Raw genomic sequence first — 20,445 nt, 5'->3', positions numbered from 1 at the left:
AAATGTGTCTGTAGCTCAGCTGGATAGAGCAACGCCCTTCTAAGGCGTGGGTCAGGAGTTCGAATCTCTTCAGACACGCCATAACTAACGGATCTATAGCTCAGTTGGTTAGAGCACTCGGCTCATAACCGAGTGGTCGCTGGTTCGACTCCAGCTAGATCCACCATCACCTGCCCCGTTCGTTCAACGGTTAGGACAATAGATTTTCACTCTATAAACAGGGGTTCGATTCCCCTACGGGGTACCATTAATATGGAAGGTTATCCTAACTGGTAAGGAACCGGTCTTGAAAACCGGCGTCGCAAGACTTCAGAGTTCGAGTCTCTGACCTTCCGCCATACTAAAGGTACCTATAGCAGGTAACAAATGATGCCCAGATAGCTCAGTCGGTAGAGCAGGGGACTGAAAATCCCCGTGTCGGTGGTTCGATTCCGCCTCTGGGCACCATAAAAAAATTCAATAGGAAGCATAGCTCAGTTGGGAGAGCACCTGCCTTACAAGCAGGGGGTCACTGGTTCAAGTCCAGTTGTTTCCACCATATAATTAATGGGGGTGTAGCTCAGTTGGTTAGAGCGCATGCCTGTCACGCATGAGGTCGCGAGTTCGACCCTCGTCACTCCCGCCATTAAATGAATTTTTTAAGATGTAGAGATACATCTTTTTTTTTATTCAAAAATAAATTTATGAAGATAAAAAAGGTAGAGCTATTCAAGATAAACTCTACCTTTTATAATTATTGTAAATTTATTAGTACACCAGCAATAACGAATAGTGAACCTAAAATAAATAAAACACCTTGGAATTTTATCTGTTGTTTTGCCCAAGCGCCCCATTCTATTTTAGCTATTCCTAAGATTGCCATAAGAATTCCAGAAGTAGGAACAATCATATTTGTAAATCCATCTCCCAATTGAAAGGCTAGTACAGCAACTTGTCGGGGAACACCAACTAAATCAGATAATGGTGCCATTATAGGCATTGTAAGTGCAGCTTGTCCAGAACCAGATACAACGAAGAAGTTGAAAATAGATTGGAAGAAATACATTGCTACTGCTGATACAGAAGCGTGTAAATTTCCTAAAATCCCTGCAACAGAATTTAAAATTGTATTTAAAACTGTCGGAGTTCCAGCATCTATTCCACCTAAAACTAGTACTATTCCCTTTGCCATTCCAACAACTAAAGCAGCTCCTATCAAATCTTCAGCTCCTTTTCTAAAAGAAGTAGCAATATCGTTTACTGTCATGTCATTTAAATTAAATATAACTCCAATTATTCCAGAAACTATACCCATTATAGTAAATTGAGCGGCAATTTCAGGAAGGTAATAACCGTGGAATACAACTCCCCAAACAATCCAAGACATTCCTAAAAATATAGTTAGAAAAACTAATTTATGCCCGAAAGTAAATTCTAAATCCTCTTCGGCGTCAGCTTTGAAATCCTCTCTAAAGAATTTATCGCTTTCATAAGATATTGAAAGCTCAGGGTTGGCTTTAATTTTTTTAGCATACCTCATAGTATAAATAATTCCAAATGCTGTAAAGAATATCCACATAGCTATTCTAAACATAGCTCCAGAAAGAACGGGAACGCCGGCAACACCTTGGGCAACAGCAACACTAAACGGATTCATCCAAGAGGTACCAAATCCTATTTGGGTTGATATATAGCACATAAAGATACCGGTAATAGAATCATATCCCATTCCAACAACGATAGGAATTAAAATCATAGCAAACGGGATTGCTTCCTCTCCCATACCAAAGACAGCACCACCTAAAGAAAACAGTAAGAATACAAGAGGAATTAAAAGTACCTCAGAACCTTTTGTTTTCTTTATCATATTTAAAATTCCAGCTTCAACAGCTTTGGTTTTTAAAATAATTCCAAAAGCTCCACCTGTAATTAAAATAAAGGCGATAATTCCAACAGCAGTTCCCCATTTGTCTCCGCTAACAAGACCTTCGAAGATGTAATTAGTTATACTCATATCTCCTCCAGCAGCAAAAATAGGAATACCTTTAGTAAGTGGCTTTCCAAGCTCGTCTAAGGTATAAGTAAAGCTTCCAGGGACAGGTACTGTTCTAGTTTTCATACCGGTTTCAGTAGCGTACTGGATTTTTTCCATAGTAAAACTTCCAACAGGGATAAGGTACGTCAATATAGCGGCGACTATAACCACAAAAAATATGATGACGTAGGTATCAGGTATTTTGATTTTTTTCTTCATTGTATCCTCCTAGTTAATTATTTTTGTTTGTACGAGTATATTATATAAAACTCTAAAAAACAATAGTAAAATTAACAGGATATAAAAAATATATAATAAAAAAAAGACAGAAAACTGTCTTTTTTTTATAGAATATAGATTTTAGAAGAATACTCCTGCGATAACTCCGTTTAAAAGTGATGCAAGGAATCCACCTAAAACAGCTCTCATACCAACTTGAGCAATTTCACTTCTTCTATTAGGAGCAATAGCACCTAGAGCACCAATTTGTAATCCTAAAGAAGCTACGTTAGCAAATCCAAGAAGAGCGAAACTCATAATAGCTATTGTCTTTTCAGAAAGACCAGCTAAATTTTGAGTGAAATCTACATAGGCAACAAACTCATTAAGAACCATTTTTTGTCCAAGTAAGCTTCCAGTGTAAATAGCTTCATTCCAAGGAATTCCCATTGCGTAAGTAATAGGTGCGAAGATATAACCTAAAATAATTTGTAAAGTTATTTTGATACCGAATAAATCACCGATACCACCTAAAATCATATTAACTAACGAAACTAAAGCTATGAAAGAGATAAGAATAGCACCGATTATAAGAGCTATGTTCATTCCATCGATAGTTCCTTTTGCAGCAGCTTCGATTACGTTAACAGAGTCACTTTTTGTAAACTCAATTTTTTCCTCTTCTGAGTCAGATTGAGTTTCAGGCATAATTAATTTAGCGAAAACTAGTCCGCTTGGTGCAGCCATGAAAGATCCAGCGATAAGATACTTCATAGGAACTCCAAGAGCAGCATAAGCAGCTAGAGTTGATCCAGAAACCGAGGCAACTCCACAAGTTAACACGGCGAAAAGTTGAGATCTACTTAAATTTGCGATGTAAGGTTTTATAACCAGTGGCGCTTCTGTTTGTCCTAAGAAAATATTAGCAGCAGCAGAAACAGATTCAGCATCTTTAGTTCCTAAAAGCTTAGAAATTCCTCCACCGATATATTTGATAACCAATTGCATTATTCCAAGGTGGTATAAAACAGAAATTAAAGCACCAAAGAAAACAATAAGTGGTAAAACATTAAAAGCAAAAACGAAAGCGATATTACTTCCAGGACCATAAAGCCCACCAAAAACGAATTGTATTCCCTCATTGGCTTGTGCAATTACTTTATTAAATCCATTAGAAACAGATTCAAGAACATAAGCTCCACCAGTTGTTTTCATAACAATAAAAGCAAAAACAAATTGAAGTGCGAATCCAGATACAACAGTTCTCCATTTGATGTTTTTTCTATCGTAAGATAGAAGATAACCTAAAAATAAAATTGCAAAAATCCCGAATATACTTCTCAGTATAGACACATTACCAGCTCCTCTATAACTATATTATTATTTTGATAATACTATCAAAAATTACTTTATCCTTTTAATTATATTCTAAAATATATAATATACATAGGACAAGTTGCCTAGTAAAAAAATATTATGTATACATATAAAAATAAAGCATAAAATAAAAAATAATATTGATTTATAAATATAACAAAAAAAACTTAAATGATACTAAAAGTTTTAAAAATAGAACTTAAAAGAAAAATGTACACTTTTAAAATGTGTTCAAATAAAGTGATTTTTTATTAAAATAATAATAAAAAAATAACATAAAATATATAGAGTAAGATTAAAAAACAAACTTAATGTATATATATTGAAAAAAGGAAAAAAATAAATAAAAAATAAAAGAAAAATGTATTTTGTGAGGGCTAATCAGCTTATTAAACCCCATAAATCTTATAGAAATAAAGTTAGTTTTATGGTAAAATATATAATAGACTAAAAATATTTTAGGAGGGTTAAAATGCAAGAAATAAAAATTTCTACTGAGTTTATCAAATTAGATCAGTTTCTTAAATTTACTGGTGAAATTGGAACTGGTGGACAAGCAAAAGAGCTTATTTTAGATGGTCAAGTAAAAGTAAATGGCGAAATAGAAGAAAGACGTGGAAAAAAACTTTATCCAGGAGATAAGGTTGAATTTTTAGGATTAGTATTTGTTGTAGCTTAATTTATTATAATTTTGAGGTGACATAAGCGTTGGAAATTCTTGAGATGAATTATATAAATTTTAGAAATCTTGAAGATAGAAATATACAGTTTTCTCCAAGATTTAATCTTTTCTTTGGGAAAAATGGTCAGGGGAAAACAAGTATTCTTGAAGCTATCTATTTTAGTGCTACAGGGAAAAGCTTTAGAACTTCAAAAAATATTGAATTGATAAAATATAATAGAGATAAGATGGGAAGTTATATCTCGTATAGAGATTTAATTTCAGAGAAAACATTAAGTGTAAAGCTTGATAAGAAAAATAAAGAGTATAAATACAATGGTAAAAAAACATCTTTTGATGAATTTTATGGAAAAATGAATGTAGTAACATTTATTCCTGAAGATATTGAGTTAATAGTTGGAAGTCCAGCTTTTAGAAGATCATTTTTTGATGCAGAAATAGCTCAAAGTAATTATGAATATTTTAAAAATTTGAAAGATTTTAATAAAGTTCTGAAAATTAGAAATAAATATTTAAAAGAAAAAAATACAAAAGATGAAGTTTATTCGATATATGAAGATAATTTTGTGAAACTCGCAGCTAAAATTATTTTTAAAAGAATAGAGTATGTAAAAAATATATCAATAATATTAAATTTAAATTATCGAAAACTTTTTGATAGTAAAAAAGAGTTAAGTTTAAAATATGAAAGCTTTATTGGCGAATTTAAGGGACTCAACCTCTTAAAAATAGAGGAAAAAATAAGAGAAAAAATAGAAAAATTTAAACTGCAAGAACTTAGATATGGTTATTCTTTGGTAGGACCACAAAGAGATGATTTTAAATTTCTTTTGAATATGAAAGAGGCAAAATCATATTCATCACAAGGAGAAAAAAAATCAATAATTTTTGCTTTAAAATTATCTGAAATAGATATGGTTATAAAGGAGAAAAAAGAAACACCAATTTTCTTGATAGATGATATATCATCTTATTTTGACTCTATAAGAAAAGATAGCATTATAAACTATCTAAAAAAAAGAGAGTTACAAGTTTTCATTAGCTCAACAACAGATTTAAATATAGAATCTAAAAACTTTAGAATTGATAAAGGAGAGATTCAAGATGGACATTATGAATGTGAGTGAAGCAGTAGAAGAAGCTATTATTAAGAGTAGAAAGTTAAAAGAGGGAATAATAAGAGGGCATTGGCGAGACATTGTTGATAAACTTTCTGAAAAAAGTGAGCCGCTTTGGATAAAAGAGGACACGTTATATGTGCTTGTTGAAGATAGTATGTATCTTCATCATATGTCTATGAACAAAAATAAATATTTAAAAAAGGTTCAAGATATTTTAAAGAAAGATTATGTTAAGGATATAAGATTTAAAATCTCAAAAATTCAAAATTTAGATTATTCAGAATATATGAATAAGAATATTGATGAGAAAAAAAATGAAGAGTTCACTTCTGAGCTGAAAGATTTAACTTTAGAAGAAAAGGTAGATGTTTTAAGAAGAAAAGCAAGAGAAAGAGAACAGGTATTGATATCAAAAGGATATAAAAAATGTGATATTTGCGGAATGATGTTTTTAGGAGATGAGGCTACATGTAAACCTTGTTCCTTAAAAGATGTCGTAGATAAGCTATTGGAGGATAAAAATGACAATGAATAATTATCAAGCAGAAAATATTACAGTTTTAGAGGGATTAGAAGCTGTAAGAAAAAGACCGGGTATGTATATCGGAACTACTTCAGAAAGAGGATTACATCATCTAGTTTGGGAGATTGTAGATAACTCTGTGGATGAGGCACTAGCTGGATTTGCTACAAAAATTGAAGTTTCAATATTACCAGATAATATAATAGAGGTAACAGATAACGGGAGAGGAATTCCTGTAGATATTCATCCAAAATATGGAAAGTCAGCATTAGAGATAGTGTTAACAGTTCTTCATGCAGGTGGAAAATTTGAAAATAATAACTATAAAGTTTCAGGAGGACTTCACGGAGTTGGAGTTTCAGTAGTAAACGCTCTTTCTGAATGGACAGAGGTAACAGTAAGAAAAGCTGGAAAACTTTACTACCAAAAATACAATAGAGGAGTTCCAGAAAAAGATGTAGCAGAGATTGGTGTTTCAGAAAATAGTGGAACAACAGTTAGATTTAAAGCTGACCATGAAATTTTTGAAACTTTAGTATATAGTTTCTCAACTTTAGAAACAAGATTAAGAGAGTTAGCTTATTTAAATAAAGGATTAAATATAGTTTTATCTGATTTAAGAAAAGAGACTCCAAAAACAGTAAACTTAGAATTCGAGGGTGGAATTTTAGATTACATAAAAGAGATAGAAAAAGATAGTACAGCAATAATAAAAACACCTTTCTATATGAGTGGAGAGGTTGATAATGTTTCTGTAGAAATCGCAATGACATATAATACAAATCAAAGAGAAACAATCTATTCTTTTGTTAACAACATAAATACTCACGAGGGTGGAACTCACGTAAGTGGATTTAGAACAGCTTTAACAAGAGTGATAAACGATTTAGGAAAAAGTACAGGTCTTATAAAAGATAAAGATGGAAAGCTTCAAGGTTCTGATATAAGAGAGGGACTAACAGCTATAGTTTCTGTAAAAGTACCTCAACCTCAATTTGAAGGACAAACAAAAACTAAATTAGGAAACAGTGAGGTAACAGGTATTGTTTCAACTGTTGCAGGTTCTCAAATAAAGATGTATTTAGAGGATGCACCAAATGATTTAAAAGTTATAATTGATAAGATTCTAAACTCAAAAAGAGCAAGAGAAGCTGCACAAAGAGCAAGAGAGTTAGTTCTTAGAAAATCAGCATTAGATATAGGATCTTTACCTGGAAAATTAGCTGATTGTTCTTCTAAAAACGCTGAAGAGTGTGAGGTTTATATAGTTGAGGGAGACTCGGCAGGTGGATCAGCAAAGCAAGGAAGAGATAGAGGATTCCAAGCGATTTTACCTTTAAGAGGAAAAATTATAAACGTTGAAAAATCGGGACTACACAAAGCTTTAGAAAATGCAGAGGTTAGAGCTATGGTAACGGCTTTTGGAACAAGTATTGGAGATAATTTTAATATTGAGAAGTTAAGATATGGAAAAATCATAATAATGACCGATGCCGATGTAGATGGAGCTCATATTAGAACTTTAATTCTAACATTCTTCTATAGATATATGGTAGAGTTAATTCATGGTGGAAATATATATATTGCACAACCACCACTATATAAGATAACTCAAGGAAGAACAATATCTTATGCATATAGTGACAGACAGCTGAAAGAGATGATAGCTGATCTTGAAGGTGACGATAAGAGATATACTCTTCAAAGATATAAAGGTCTAGGAGAGATGAATCCTGAGCAACTTTGGGAAACAACTATGGATCCAGACACAAGAACTCTATTAAAGGTGACAATAGATGACGCTAGAGAAGCAGATATACTATTTGATAAATTAATGGGAGATAGAGTTGAACCAAGAAAAGAGTTTATTGAGGAACACGCAGAGTTTGTAAAAAATCTGGATATATAAATGTATATAAACAGTAATAAAAAGAATGTTCTAGGAGGAAAAGATAATGTCTAACGTGAATAATAGATATATAGAGGAAGAGTTGAAACAATCCTATCTAGATTACTCTATGAGTGTAATAGTTAGTAGAGCATTACCAGATGTAAGAGATGGATTAAAACCAGTACATAGAAGAATTCTATTCGCTATGAATGAAATGGGAATGACAAGTGATAAAGCATATAAAAAATCGGCGAGAATAGTAGGGGAAGTTTTAGGTAAGTATCACCCACATGGAGATTCGGCTGTATATAATACAATGGTTAGAATGGCTCAAGATTTTGCTTATAGATATGAGCTTGTTGATGGACATGGAAACTTCGGTTCGATAGATGGAGATTCAGCGGCAGCAATGAGATATACTGAAGCAAGAATGTCTAAAATCAGTAACGAAATTTTAGAGGATATCGATAAAGATACAATAGATTTTAGAAAAAACTTTGACGACTCACTAGATGAGCCAATCGTTTTACCAGCAAAATTACCAAACCTTCTGTTAAATGGAGCAACTGGAATTGCAGTAGGAATGGCTACTAATATCCCTCCTCATAATTTAGGAGAGGTTGTAGATGGTGTATTAGCTTTAATTGAGAACAGAGATATTACTCCTGTAGAACTAATGCAATATATAAAAGGACCAGATTTCCCTACAGGTGGAATAATAGATGGTGAAGCTGGAATATATGATGCTTATACAACAGGAAGAGGAAGAGTTAGAGTTAGAGGAAAAGTTGATATAGAGGAAACTAAAACTGGTAGACAAAGTATTATCATAAAAGAGATTCCTTATCAATTAAATAAATCTTCTTTAATTGAAAAAATAGCTAATTTAGTAAAAGAAAAGAAAATTGTTGGAATATCAGATTTAAGAGATGAATCAGATAGAGATGGTATAAGAGTTGTAATTGAGCTTAAAAAAGGTGAAGAACCAGAATTAATTTTAAATTCATTATACAAATTTACAGAACTTCAAACAACGTTTGGAATAATTATGTTAGCTTTAGTTAATAATGTTCCAAGAGTTTTAAATTTAAGAGAAGTTTTAAACGAATATTTAAAACATAGATTTGAAGTAGTAACAAGAAGAACTAAATTTAATTTAGCGAAAGCTGAAAGAAGAGCTCATTTATTAAAAGGATTTATTATAGCTCTTGAAAATATAGATAGAGTTATTGAGATTGTTAGAGGATCATTAGATGCAAATGAAGCTAGAGTTTCTTTAATTGATAAATATGGTTTCAGTGAAGAGCAATCGAAAGCTATATTAGATATGAGATTACAAAGATTAACTGGCCTTGAAAGAGGAAAGATAGATAAAGAACATGAAGAGTTAAAATCTTTAATAATCGAATTAAGTGGAATTTTAGCAGATGAAGGAAAAGTTTATGAGATTATCAAAGAGGAGTTAATCGAAATAAAAGATAAATATGATGACGCTAGAAGAACAACTATCGAAAAAGAAAGAATGGAAATCAGACCTGAAGATTTAATAAAGGATGATAGCGTTTTAGTTACAGTAACAAATAGAGGTTACGTAAAGAGAATGGAATTAGATAAGTACAAAGCTCAAAAAAGAGGTGGAAAAGGAGTTTCAACTCAAAATACCATCGAAGATGACTTTGTTGAAAGAATGGAAGTAATGTCTAACTTAGATACTATGATGATATTCACTGATAAGGGAAGAGTATTCCACTTAAAAGTATATCAAATCCCAGAATCTTCAAAGCAAGCTAGAGGAAGACTAATCGGAAACCTAATTAAATTAAAGGAAGACGAAAAGGTTAGAGAAATAATAAAAATAAGAGAGTTCAGCCAAGATAAAGAGTTAGTATTCGTAACAAGAGATGGAATGGTTAAGAAGACTACTTTAAGTGAATATAAAAATATTAATACTGCTGGACTAAAAGCTATAAAATTAAGAGATGGAGATGACATTATCTTTGTTGGAATTATGCCAGTAGAATCAAAAGAGCAAGTATTCTTAGCAACTAAAGCAGGACATTCTATAAGATTCTCTAAAGATGATGTTAGAGTAACTGGTAGAGATACAAGCGGAGTAAAAGGAATATCTCTTAAAAAAGATGATAAGGTAATATCAGCATTATTAATAGATGATGCAGCAAATGAAACAATCTTAACTATAACAGAGAATGGATTTGGAAAGAGAACTAGAGTAGATGAATATCCTTTACAATCTAGAAGTGGAAAAGGTGTTATAAATATAAGATGTAGTGATAAAACAGGAGATGTTGTAGCGGTAAAACCTGTTAAAGAGGAAGAGGAACTAATGGTTATAACTTCGTCAGGAGTAGTTATAAGAACTCCGGTTAATCAAGTATCAATAATCGGAAGAGCAACTCAAGGTGTAAAAATTATGAGAGTAAATGAAGTTCAATCAGAGAAGGTTGTATCAATAGCAAGCTTTAAAGAGGAAGATTCAGAAACAGAAGAGGCAACTCAAGAGTAATTTAAACTAAAGGAGGAGTTATTATGAAAAAAGTTTTAGTAGTATTTAGTGAAGGATCAAAAAAAAATATTTTAATAGATAGTGCAATATTTTTTAAAAAGAGATTTGGATACAAGATAGTGCCTTTATATATCAAAGATGTAAGAAGAGACGAGATACTTCCAGCTACTATGGATGGAATGATAGTAAACTTAAGTAATAACTCCTTCACTCAAGAAAGAGATGCGTTAGAAGAGGAAGAGGTAAAAAAACTTCGAGAAAAACTAGAGTCAAAGGGAGTAAAAGAACCTTTAAATATAGAATTCGGTTTTCCTTGGGACATAATTAAAGAGTATATGAAATGTGCTGATTTATTGATGTTTGAAAAAGGAGAATCTTTATCGGAGTCAGCTATAACAGTTTTAAAAAATCACTTTAAACCAATTATAATGGTTGGTGAAAAAGGAATTAACTCTTTAGAAAAAGTTGGAATTTCAAGTGATGATGGTGTAAAGATAAATAAAAGTGTATTTTCGTTTATAAATATTTTTTCTGAAATAAATAGTTTTTCAATGTATACTCTTCTTTATAAAATTGAAGAGAATACTTTATTGAAATACTTAGAAGAAAAAGGAAAAAAAGTAGAATGGAAAAATTTTGATGGTGAATTGGCAAAAGAAAAATATTTAGAAGAGATTAATAAACTTGATTTATTAATTATGGGAAATCTTAGTGTTAGCTATTTCTTTGAGAAAATAACAGGAAGAAAAGGTTTAAGTATTATGGAAAAATCACAAGCATCAATATTTATAGGATAGAAAGATGAAAATATTAATAATAACAGATTCTCATGGTAACATGAATAAAATTTATGATATAATAACACAGGAAAATCCTACTTTAGTGATATGGACTGGAGATCATAGTTGGGATGGAGAGGAGTGTTCCTTTGCATTTCCCGAGATAAAATTTTCTATAGTAAGAGGAAACTGTGATGTTTTTGATAGAAAATTTAATGATAATGAAATTCTAGATGTGGAAGGAGTAAAGATTCTTATAACACATGGACATCTTTACAATGTGAAGCAAAATTTATTTACACTAGAGGCGGTAGCTGAAAAATATAAAGTAGATGCTGTTTGTTTTGGACATACTCATATTCCTTATTTGAATAGAAAAAATGGGATAGAATATTTTAACCCAGGAGCTTTAAAAGATAATAGATATGGAGTATTACTTATAGAAAACAAAGAGTTGACTTTTAATTATAAAGAGATAAAACAATAAAGCCTTGTTTTAGGAGGAAACAGATGAAAAATAAGCTGAATGCTTTAAAGGATGAAGCTAGTTTAAACATCCAAAAAGCAGTTACACTACAAGAGATGGACGAGATTAGAGTTAAATATTTAGGAAAAAAAGGTGAATTCACAGAAATTTCTAAATCAATGAGAGATTTATCGCCAGAGGAAAGACCTGCTTTTGGTCAAATGGTAAATGAAGTAAAAACTTTCATAACAACTTTAGTTGAAGAGAAAACAAATGAGATTAGCCAAGAAGTAAAAAGAGAGCAATTAAAGTTAGAAACTTTAGATATCTCACTTCCAGGAAGAGAGGTTTCAACAGGAGGATTACATCCGATAACTGAAACTATGAACTTCTTAAAAAATATATTTGTGGAGATGGGATTTGACGTTGCAGAGGGGCCAGAAGTAGAATTTACATCTTATAACTTTGATGCGTTAAATATTCCAGAAACACACCCATCAAGAGATTTACAAGACACATTCTATATGAGTGAAAATGTAGTTTTAAGAACACATACATCACCAGTACAAGCAAGATATATGGAGAAGAATCAACCTCCATTTAGAATGATTTGTCCAGGGAAAGTTTATAGAAATGATTATGATATATCTCATACTCCAATGTTCCACCAAATGGAAGGATTAATGGTTGGACCAGAGGTATCTTTTGCTAACTTAAAAGCTATGTTAGAGCAATTTGTTACAAGAGTATTTGGAGAAACAAAGGTTAGATTTAGACCACACTTCTTCCCGTTCACAGAACCAAGTGCAGAAATGGATGTACAATGCGTAATCTGTAAAGGTGAAGGTTGTAGACTTTGTAAACACAGTGGTTGGCTAGAAATTATGGGATGTGGAATGGTAGACCCAGCAGTTTTAGCAGCTGTAGGATATGACTCAGAAGAAGTATCAGGATTTGCATTTGGAATGGGAATAGAAAGAATTACAATGCTAAGATATGGTATTGATGATTTAAGAGCATTCTTTGAAAATGATGTAAGATTCCTAAAGCAATTTAAATAAAAGGTGGAGGCATATAATGTTAATTTCGTTGGATTGGTTGAAGCAATATGTCGATATAAAAGAGGACATAAAAGAGTTAGAAAACACTTTGACAATGATAGGTCAAGAGGTTGAAGCTATAGATGAGCAAGGTAAAGATTTAGCAAAGGTTGTTATTGGGCAAATAACAGAATATGGAAGACATCCTGAAGCTGAAAAGTTAACTTTATTAAAAGTTAATGTTGGTGCAGAAGAGGAACTTCAAATAGTTTGTGGAGCACCTAATCATAAATTAGGAGATAAAGTTGTAGTAGCAACTATTGGAGCTGTTTTACCTGGAGATTTTAAAATCAAAAAAAGTAAAATAAGAGGAGTAGAATCTCAAGGAATGTTATGTTCTGAGGTTGAATTAGGTCTTGGAAATGACGGAGATGGAATAATCATACTTCCTGAAGATGCACCTTTAGGTATAGAATACAGAGTTTATAAAAAATTAAACGATGTAATATTCGAATTAGAGATAACTCCAAATAGACCTGATTGTTTATCTTATATAGGTATAGCTAGAGAGATTGCAGCATACTACGGTAGAAAAATAAAATGGCCTGAGTTCCAATCAAAGAGTATAATTGAGAGCATCAATACAGGACATGTAGATGTAAGAATTGAAGATAAAGAGAGATGTAAGAGATTTACAGGAAAAGTTATAAAGAATATAAAAGTTCAAGAATCTCCTGAATGGTTAAAAAATAGATTGTTATCTATGGGATTGAAGCCAATCAACAATGTTGTAGATGCGACGAACTATATACTATTTGAATGTAATCAACCGTTACATGCTTATGATTTAACAAAAATTGCAGATAGAAAAATTGTTGTTAGAAAAGCTTCTGAAGGAGAGAAAATAGTAACTTTAGATGGAGTTGAAAGAGAGCTTAAAAAAGGAGAGCTTGTTATTGCAGATGCTGAAAAGCCATTAGGAATAGCTGGAATAATGGGTGGAGAATCTAGTAAAGTTACTGAAGAAACAACAGAGATTTTCTTAGAGTGTGCTTATTTCACACCTGAAAATATAAGAAAAACATCGAAGGATTTAACTTTATCAAGTGACTCTTCATACAGATTTGAAAGAGGATTAGATATTGAAAACAATATTGAAGTTTTAGAAAGAGCTGCTGAATTAATTTCTCAACTTACTGAAGGAGAAATTTTAGAGGGAAGCATCGATAAATATATTGAAAAATATGAGAAAATAGAGATTCCTTTAAACATTGAAAAATTAAGAAAGTTTATGGGAAAAGATATTGAAATAGATATCGTTGGAAAAATACTTACAAACTTAGGTATTAACATAAAAACATTAAATTCAACAACAATTTTAGCTACACCACCTTCATATAGAGGTGATTTAACAAGAACCGCAGACTTATATGAAGAGATTATAAGAATGTATGGTTTTGATAATATTGAAAATAAAATGCCAGAAGAAAACATAAGACCTGGTGTAAAAGATTCAATGACTGTTGTTGTTGATGAGGCTAAGGAGATTTTAGCTAAGTTAGGATTACAAGAAGTAATAAACTACAGCTTTATTTCAAGAGAAGCTATAAAAATGTTAGGAATATCAGAGCCAACTTTAGAGATTACTAATCCTATAAGTGATGATATGGCTGTTATGAGACCAACACTTGTTTATAGTTTATTAGCTAATTTAAGAGATAACTTAAATAGAAATCAAAATGGTTTAAGATTCTTTGAAGTATCTAGAGTATTTACTCCAAAAGAGGATGGACTAGCAAATGAAACGTTAAGAGCATCTATTGCTTTAGCTGGAAAGACATCTAAATCTTTATGGGATCCAAAACCAGAAGCTATGGATTTCTATACTTTAAAAGGATTTGTTGAAAAATTCTTAGAGTATATGGGTGTAAATAGATATCAATTAGAAAGATCAGAAGATAAAAACTTCCATCCAGGAAGAAGTGCAGATATAAAAATAGGAAAAGTTAAAATAGGAACTTTTGGAGAGATTCATCCAGAAATTGCAGAGAATATGGATATCAAGAGAGAGAAAGCATATGTTGCAGAGTTGGATTTAACGACATTATTAAACTATAGAGCTAAAAAAGTTAAATATGAGAGAATTGTTAAATATCCAGAAGTTACAAGAGACATTGCAGTTGTTTTAGATAGAGATGTACTTGTAGGGAAGATGTTAGAAGACATTAAAAAGTCATCAAATCTAATAGAAAGTGTTGCTATATTTGACGTTTACCAAGGAGATAAAATAGAAGCTGATAAAAAATCAGTAGCTATTAGCATCGTTCTTAGAAAGAAAGATGGGACTCTTGAGGAAAACGATATCAATATAACTGTTGATAAGATTTTAAAGTTAATAGCTAAAAACTATAATGGAGAGATTAGACAGTAAAATTTTTAATTAAAAGTTCAGGAGGAAAAATGGATTCACTAAGAGAATTATTTAAGGTTGGAAATGGACCATCAAGCTCTCACACAATGGGGCCAGAGAGAGCAGCAAAAAGATTTAAGGCAGAAAACCCGGATGCAGCAAGTTTTAAAGTAGAGTTATACGGATCACTTGCATTAACAGGAAAAGGGCATTTAACAGATCACATAGTTGTTGAAACGTTAAAGCCTAAATCTACAGAAATTGTATGGATGCCAGAGTATGTTCATCCGTATCACACTAACGGAATGAAGTTTATAGCTTTAGATAAAGAAGGAAACGAATTAAAGTCTTGGTTAGTATTCTCAGTTGGTGGAGGAACTATCATGGAAGAAGGACAACAAAGACAGGGTGGATCAAAGGTTTATTCATTTGGAACAATGGCAGAAATTATGCTATGGTGTGAAAAAAATAAAAAAGAATTATGGGAATTTGTTACAGAAAGTGAAGGGGAATCAATTTGGTATTTCTTAGATCAAATTAGAACTGCTTTAGAAGCTTCTGTACAATCAGGTCTTTCAAAAAATGGTGTTTTACCAGGAACAATTAGATTACAAAGAAGAGCACAATCGTTCTACAGAAAAGCAAGAAACGACAAATCTAGAAATGGATTTGTTGGAAGAATATTCGCTTATACACTAGCTGTATCTGAAGAAAACGGAGGAGGAGGTAGAGTTGTTACTGCCCCTACTTGTGGAGCTGCAGGTGTAATTCCAGGATTAATGTACGCATTAAAAGAGGAGTATAACTTATCAAATGAAGAGGTACTAAAAGGACTTGCAATAGCAGGATTAATTGGTAACATAATAAAAGAAAATGCTACTATATCAGGAGCAGAGGGTGGATGTCAAGCAGAGGTTGGATCAGCTTGTGCAATGGCAGCAGCAATGGCTTGTTTCATATTAGGTGGATCATTAGAGCAAATCGAATATGCAGCAGAGATGGCATTAGAGCACCACTTAGGATTAACATGCGATCCAGTTGGAGGATATGTTCAAATACCTTGTATTGAGAGAAACGCAGCAGCAGCAGTTAGAGCTTTAGATTCAGCTCAATATGCTATGTATACTGATGGAAAGCACAGCATTACATTTGACCAAGTTGTAAAAACAATGGGAGAAACAGGAAAAGACTTGAAAGATGAGTACAAGGAGACTTCATTAGGAGGACTTGCAAAGTACCAATTTGATGGGAATTGCTAATAAAACCTTTGAAAGAGAGAATCTAAGATTCTCTCTTTCTTTATAGTTATAAAAATATTAGGAGGAAAAATGAAGTTAATAGTAGGACTTGGAAATCCAGGAAGAGAGTATGAAAGAACAAGACACAACGTTGGATTTGATATACTTGACGAGTTTGCAGATAAAAAGGGATTTAATCAATTTAAAGAAAAATTTCAAGGATTAATAACAGAAAAAACAATAGATGGAGAAAAAGTCATTCTTTTAAAACCTCAAACGTATATGAATTTAAGTGGAAATTCAGTAGTTCAGGTTGCAAAATTTTATAAAATAGATCCAGCTACAGAGTTAGTGATAGTATATGATGATATGGATTTACCATTAGGTAAAACAAGAGTTAAGGTAAATGGTAGTGCTGGAGGACATAATGGTATAAAATCTATTATATCTCATTTAGGGCAAGATTTTATTAGAGTTAAATGTGGTATTGGAAAAGCAAAAAATAAAGATGAAAATATAAATTTTGTATTGGGTAGATTCACAAAAGAGGAATCAGAACTTGTAAACCCGATGTTTGATTCAGTAAAAAGTTTATTAGATGATGTTGTAAATGACACTCAAATAGATAAAATTATGCAGAAATATAACAAAAAGTAACACAAAAAAGCAAAAAAATAGAGCAAAAAAGTTGTTAAATATAAATAAATATGTTATTCTAACAATGGAATATAGTTTTTACTACAAAGGAGGGAATATTTTTATGAAATTCTTCGGATTCAAAGGCGGAGTACATCCACCTGAAAATAAGATCCAAACTGAAAATGCAGCCATTGAAGTACTGGCAGCACCTAAAATGGTTTTCATCCCACTTCTTCAACATATAGGGGTTCCTTTAGTTCCTTCAGTGGAAATAGGGGAGAAAGTTTTAAAAGGACAAATAATTGCAGATTCAGAAGCTTTTTTATCTGTACCAGTTCATGCAAGTGTAAGTGGAACAGTTAAAAAAATTGAAAATTTACCGTTTCCATTGATGGGAAATGTACAAACAATTGTAATTGAAAATGATGAACAAGATGAATGGACTCACTTAGAGAAAAATCCTGAGTGGAAAAATATGGGTAAAGATGAACTTTTAAAAATAATAAGAACAAAAGGAATTGTTGGTCTTGGAGGAGCAGCCTTTCCAACTCATATAAAGTTAAATCCACCAGCAGATGTTAAAATAAATCATTTACTATTAAATGGTGCTGAATGTGAGCCATACTTAAATTCAGACAATAGAGTTATGATTGAAGAGCCTTTAAAGGTAATAGAAGGTATAAAAATAATGAAGCATATTTTAAATGTAGATAGTGCTATTATTGGAATTGAAGATAATAAACCTGAAGCTATAGAAGCTATGAAAAAAGCAGCTTCGGGAACAGGAATAGAGGTTATGCCTTTAAAAACTATGTATCCACAAGGTGGAGAAAAATCTTTAATTAAAGCAACGTTAAATATAGAGGTTCCATCAGGAAAATTACCATCAGCGGTTGGTGTTGTGGTTAATAATACAACAACAGCAGCAGCTATTTATGATGCTATAGTAAATGGATTACCTTTAATAGATAAGGTAGTAACTGTAACAGGAAAAGCGATAAAACATCCTAAAAACGTAAGAGCAGTTATTGGAACTCCAATCTCTCTTATTTTAGAAAACTGTGGTTATGATGAAAGTGAAGTAGAAAAGATAGTTATGGGTGGTCCTATGATGGGAATGGCTCAATTGACACTTGAAGTTCCAGTTATAAAAGGAACATCTGGTTTACTGGCTTTAACAAAAAAAGAAACAAATTATTGTAAGCCAAAAGCATGTATAGGATGTGGAAAGTGTGTAGATGCTTGCCCGATGTCTTTAGAACCAATAATGTATGCTAGATTAGCTGAGTTTTCACAATGGGAAGAGTTAGCTAAGTATCATTTGATGGACTGTATAGAGTGTGGTTCATGTGCATATATATGTCCAGCTAATAGACCATTAACAGAAGCAATAAAAATTGGAAAAGCTAAACTTAGATCGATGAAAAAGTAGGAGGAAAAAAGTGGCAAAAATTTTAAAAATGGGGCCATCGCCTCATATCAGAACTAAAGAAACTGTTGATGATGTAATGTATGATGTAATAATAGCATTACTACCAGCACTTTTAGCAGCGAGCTATTTTTTTGGAATTAGAGCAATAGTAGTAACAGCAGTATCTATTTTATCATGTATGGCAACAGAGTTTATCTGTCAAAAATTAATGAAGCAAGATGTTCAAATTTTTGATGGAAGTGCTATTATCACAGGAATTTTATACGCTTTTGTAATACCGCCATATATGTCATTAGCATATATAATAGTAGGAGCGGTAGTTTCTATAGTGTTAGGAAAGATGGTATTTGGTGGATTAGGTCATAATATATTTAATCCTGCTTTAGTAGGAAGAGCTTTTGTGCAAGCGTCTTGGCCAGTTGCAATAACGACATTTATGTATGATGATATCGGTGGAGCAACACTATTAGATGCTATGAAAAGAGGTTTATCAACAGATTTAGCTTTGGTTGATAAAGGTAATTTATACTTAAATACTTTTATAGGAAAAATGGGTGGTTGTTTAGGAGAAACTTCAGCCTTAGCTTTACTTTTAGGTGGATTGTATTTAATCTATAAAAAGCAAGTTGATTGGAAAGTTCCTGCAATTATTATTGGAACAGTTTTCGCTTCATCTTTAATAGCTGGAGTAGATCCATTTTTACATATATTCTCAGGTGGATTGTTTTTAGGAGCATTCTTTATGGCAACAGATATGGTAACTTCTCCTCATACACCAAAAGGAAAAGCTATATTTGCTTTAGGAGTTGGAATTTTAGTATCTTTAATTAGATTTAAAGGTGGATATCCAGAAGGAGTTGCATATTCAATATTAATAATGAATGGATTTGTGCCATTAATTAATAGATACATAAGCCCTAAAAAGTTTGGGGAGGTAAAATAATGGAAAAAAATAGATTTGTTCATTACGGATTAGTTTTAACGTTGATAGCTTCTATATCAGCAGGAATTTTATCGGTTGTAAATGGAGCGACACAAAAAGTTATAAAAGAAAATGAAAAGATAGCGGTAAATGCAGCAAGAACTTTAGTTCTTCCTAAGGCTGTATCTTTTGATGAAGAAGCAACTGTAAAAGTTGATGGTTTAGACTTTATTCCGGGAAATGGAGATAATGGTAGACCTGTAGGTTATGTTGTAACTGTTTCAGAACCTGGATATGCAGCTAATATAGATTTTGTATTAGGTATTGATAGAAGAGGAAGAGTAACTGGATTAAACATAATAGGTAGTCAAGAGACACCAGGATTAGGTTCAAAAATTCTTGATTTAGAATGGCAAAAGAAGGCTATTGGAAAAGATGCATCTTATGAATTCAATAAATCAGCAGATGGATTTGCAGGAGCAACAATATCACCAAATGCTGTTTACACAGGAATTAAAAGAGCTTTAAATAGCTTTAATAGTGGGGTGAACAAAAGATAATGGCAAAGTCAAATAAAGAGATATTATTAAACGGAATAATTAAAGAAAATCCAGTTTTTGTTTTATTATTAGGGCTGTGTCCAACATTAGGAGTTACGTCGTCTTCAATAAATGGAATGGCGATGGGATTAGCAACTATGGCAGTTATTGTGTTTTCAAATATGTTGATATCGATGATGAAAAGTTTTATTCCAGATAAAGTTAGAATACCAGCGTTTATAATGGTTATAGCTTCATTGGTTACAATAGTTGAGATGGTTATGAAAGCATACCTTCCAGATTTATATAAGGTTTTAGGACTATTTATACCGCTTATTGTTGTAAACTGTATTGTGCTTGGAAGAGCGGAAAGTTTCGCATCAAAAAATAGTGTTTTCAAATCATTATTGGATGGAATTGGAGCTGGATTAGGATTTACATTAGCATTAACTATATTAGGTACTATAAGAGAGATTTTAGGAAATGGAACTGCATTTGGAATTCCAGTGACACCAGCAGGATTTACTCCGGCTTTAATCTTTATACTAGCACCAGGAGCATTTATAACAATAGGATTTATAATTGCTACTCAAAATTATTTTAAAGCTAGAAAAAGTGAGGTGAAATAA

At 32.0% G+C, this 20,445-nt stretch carries 17 protein-coding genes and 7 tRNA genes; 22 read left to right on the top strand and 2 right to left on the bottom strand.

The genetic code is table 11. The features are described 5' to 3' along the window. Positions 1 to 4: 4 nt before the first annotated feature. The 7 genes from Q0O83_RS09870 (at position 5) to Q0O83_RS09840 (ending at position 625) form a co-directional block, all read left to right on the top strand. Positions 5 to 81: transfer RNA gene (locus tag Q0O83_RS09870), tRNA-Arg, on the top strand. An 8-nt stretch (positions 82 to 89) separates the two neighbouring features. Continuing rightward, positions 90 to 166 (top strand) — tRNA-Ile (locus Q0O83_RS09865). 6 nt (positions 167 to 172) lie between these two features. Beyond that, a tRNA-Glu gene (locus Q0O83_RS09860) sits at positions 173 to 247 on the top strand. 7 nt (positions 248 to 254) lie between these two features. Further along, positions 255 to 338: transfer RNA gene (locus tag Q0O83_RS09855), tRNA-Ser, on the top strand. Positions 339 to 371: 33 nt separating this feature from the next. Next, positions 372 to 447 (top strand) — tRNA-Phe (locus Q0O83_RS09850). A 15-nt stretch (positions 448 to 462) separates the two neighbouring features. Further along, positions 463 to 538, top strand: a tRNA-Val gene (locus Q0O83_RS09845). A gap of 10 nt (positions 539 to 548) precedes the next feature. Further along, a tRNA-Asp gene (locus tag Q0O83_RS09840) sits at positions 549 to 625 on the top strand. 108 nt (positions 626 to 733) lie between these two features. Here the strand turns inward: Q0O83_RS09840 and yfcC are convergent. Both yfcC and Q0O83_RS09830 read right to left on the bottom strand, forming a co-directional pair. Further along, positions 734 to 2,233: a putative basic amino acid antiporter YfcC gene (gene yfcC, locus Q0O83_RS09835; RefSeq protein ID WP_294096657.1), complete on the bottom strand. Its 1,500-nt coding sequence runs from the start codon at positions 2,231 to 2,233 to the stop codon at positions 734 to 736. Positions 2,234 to 2,374: 141 nt separating this feature from the next. Further along, positions 2,375 to 3,586, bottom strand: a complete 1,212-nt coding sequence (locus Q0O83_RS09830) for a NupC/NupG family nucleoside CNT transporter (RefSeq protein ID WP_294096655.1) — start codon at positions 3,584 to 3,586, stop codon at positions 2,375 to 2,377. Positions 3,587 to 4,082: 496 nt separating this feature from the next. Between Q0O83_RS09830 and yaaA the strand changes: the two genes are divergently transcribed. From yaaA to Q0O83_RS09755, 15 genes are all read left to right on the top strand, one after another. After that, positions 4,083 to 4,289, top strand: coding sequence for a S4 domain-containing protein YaaA (yaaA, locus tag Q0O83_RS09825; protein WP_256690340.1), 207 nt, complete (start codon positions 4,083 to 4,085; stop codon positions 4,287 to 4,289). Positions 4,290 to 4,318: 29 nt separating this feature from the next. Continuing rightward, positions 4,319 to 5,419 carry a DNA replication and repair protein RecF gene (gene recF / locus Q0O83_RS09820; RefSeq protein WP_294096644.1) on the top strand — a complete coding sequence of 367 codons (1,101 nt, stop codon included), beginning with the start codon at positions 4,319 to 4,321 and terminating at the stop codon, positions 5,417 to 5,419. After that, on the top strand, positions 5,397 to 5,948 hold the full coding sequence (locus Q0O83_RS09815; RefSeq protein WP_294096642.1) for a DUF721 domain-containing protein: 552 nt from the start codon (positions 5,397 to 5,399) through the stop codon (positions 5,946 to 5,948). Before recF ends, Q0O83_RS09815 begins: the two co-directional genes overlap by 23 nt. Further along, positions 5,941 to 7,845, top strand: a complete 1,905-nt coding sequence (gene gyrB, locus Q0O83_RS09810; RefSeq protein WP_294096661.1) for a DNA topoisomerase (ATP-hydrolyzing) subunit B — start codon at positions 5,941 to 5,943, stop codon at positions 7,843 to 7,845. Before Q0O83_RS09815 ends, gyrB begins: the two co-directional genes overlap by 8 nt. A 46-nt stretch (positions 7,846 to 7,891) precedes the next feature. After that, positions 7,892 to 10,351: a DNA gyrase subunit A gene (gene gyrA, locus Q0O83_RS09805; RefSeq protein ID WP_294096641.1), complete on the top strand. Its 2,460-nt coding sequence runs from the start codon at positions 7,892 to 7,894 to the stop codon at positions 10,349 to 10,351. Positions 10,352 to 10,374: 23 nt separating this feature from the next. Next, complete coding sequence (locus Q0O83_RS09800) at positions 10,375 to 11,148, top strand: hypothetical protein (protein WP_294096639.1); 774 nt, start codon at positions 10,375 to 10,377, stop codon at positions 11,146 to 11,148. Positions 11,149 to 11,152: 4 nt separating this feature from the next. Further along, entirely contained in the window at positions 11,153 to 11,617 is a 465-nt protein-coding gene (locus Q0O83_RS09795) for a metallophosphoesterase (protein WP_294096638.1), read from the top strand. A gap of 23 nt (positions 11,618 to 11,640) precedes the next feature. Beyond that, entirely contained in the window at positions 11,641 to 12,657 is a 1,017-nt protein-coding gene (gene pheS / locus Q0O83_RS09790) for a phenylalanine--tRNA ligase subunit alpha (protein ID WP_294096636.1), read from the top strand. Between the two features lie 16 nt (positions 12,658 to 12,673). Next, positions 12,674 to 15,067, top strand: a complete 2,394-nt coding sequence (pheT, locus tag Q0O83_RS09785; protein ID WP_294096634.1) for a phenylalanine--tRNA ligase subunit beta — start codon at positions 12,674 to 12,676, stop codon at positions 15,065 to 15,067. Between the two features lie 29 nt (positions 15,068 to 15,096). Then, positions 15,097 to 16,305: an L-serine ammonia-lyase gene (locus Q0O83_RS09780; RefSeq protein ID WP_294096632.1), complete on the top strand. Its 1,209-nt coding sequence runs from the start codon at positions 15,097 to 15,099 to the stop codon at positions 16,303 to 16,305. Between the two features lie 69 nt (positions 16,306 to 16,374). After that, positions 16,375 to 16,941, top strand: a complete 567-nt coding sequence (gene pth, locus Q0O83_RS09775; RefSeq protein WP_294096629.1) for an aminoacyl-tRNA hydrolase — start codon at positions 16,375 to 16,377, stop codon at positions 16,939 to 16,941. A gap of 103 nt (positions 16,942 to 17,044) precedes the next feature. Further along, positions 17,045 to 18,355 (top strand): electron transport complex subunit RsxC, encoded by a 1,311-nt coding sequence (gene rsxC / locus Q0O83_RS09770; protein ID WP_294096627.1) that lies wholly within the window; start codon positions 17,045 to 17,047, stop codon positions 18,353 to 18,355. Between the two features lie 10 nt (positions 18,356 to 18,365). After that, positions 18,366 to 19,298, top strand: a complete 933-nt coding sequence (locus Q0O83_RS09765) for an RnfABCDGE type electron transport complex subunit D (protein WP_294096625.1) — start codon at positions 18,366 to 18,368, stop codon at positions 19,296 to 19,298. Next, positions 19,298 to 19,837: an RnfABCDGE type electron transport complex subunit G gene (locus Q0O83_RS09760; protein ID WP_294096623.1), complete on the top strand. Its 540-nt coding sequence runs from the start codon at positions 19,298 to 19,300 to the stop codon at positions 19,835 to 19,837. Before Q0O83_RS09765 ends, Q0O83_RS09760 begins: the two co-directional genes overlap by 1 nt. After that, positions 19,837 to 20,445, top strand: coding sequence for an electron transport complex subunit E (locus tag Q0O83_RS09755; protein ID WP_294096621.1), 609 nt, complete (start codon positions 19,837 to 19,839; stop codon positions 20,443 to 20,445). The genes Q0O83_RS09760 and Q0O83_RS09755 overlap by 1 nt, the downstream gene beginning before the upstream one ends.

It is taken from the genome of uncultured Cetobacterium sp., from assembly GCF_945952365.1.
Lineage (GTDB): Bacteria > Fusobacteriota > Fusobacteriia > Fusobacteriales > Fusobacteriaceae > Cetobacterium_A.
The sequence above is the reverse complement of the archived record's forward strand: the minus strand, read 5'-3'. Positions and strand labels throughout refer to the sequence as shown.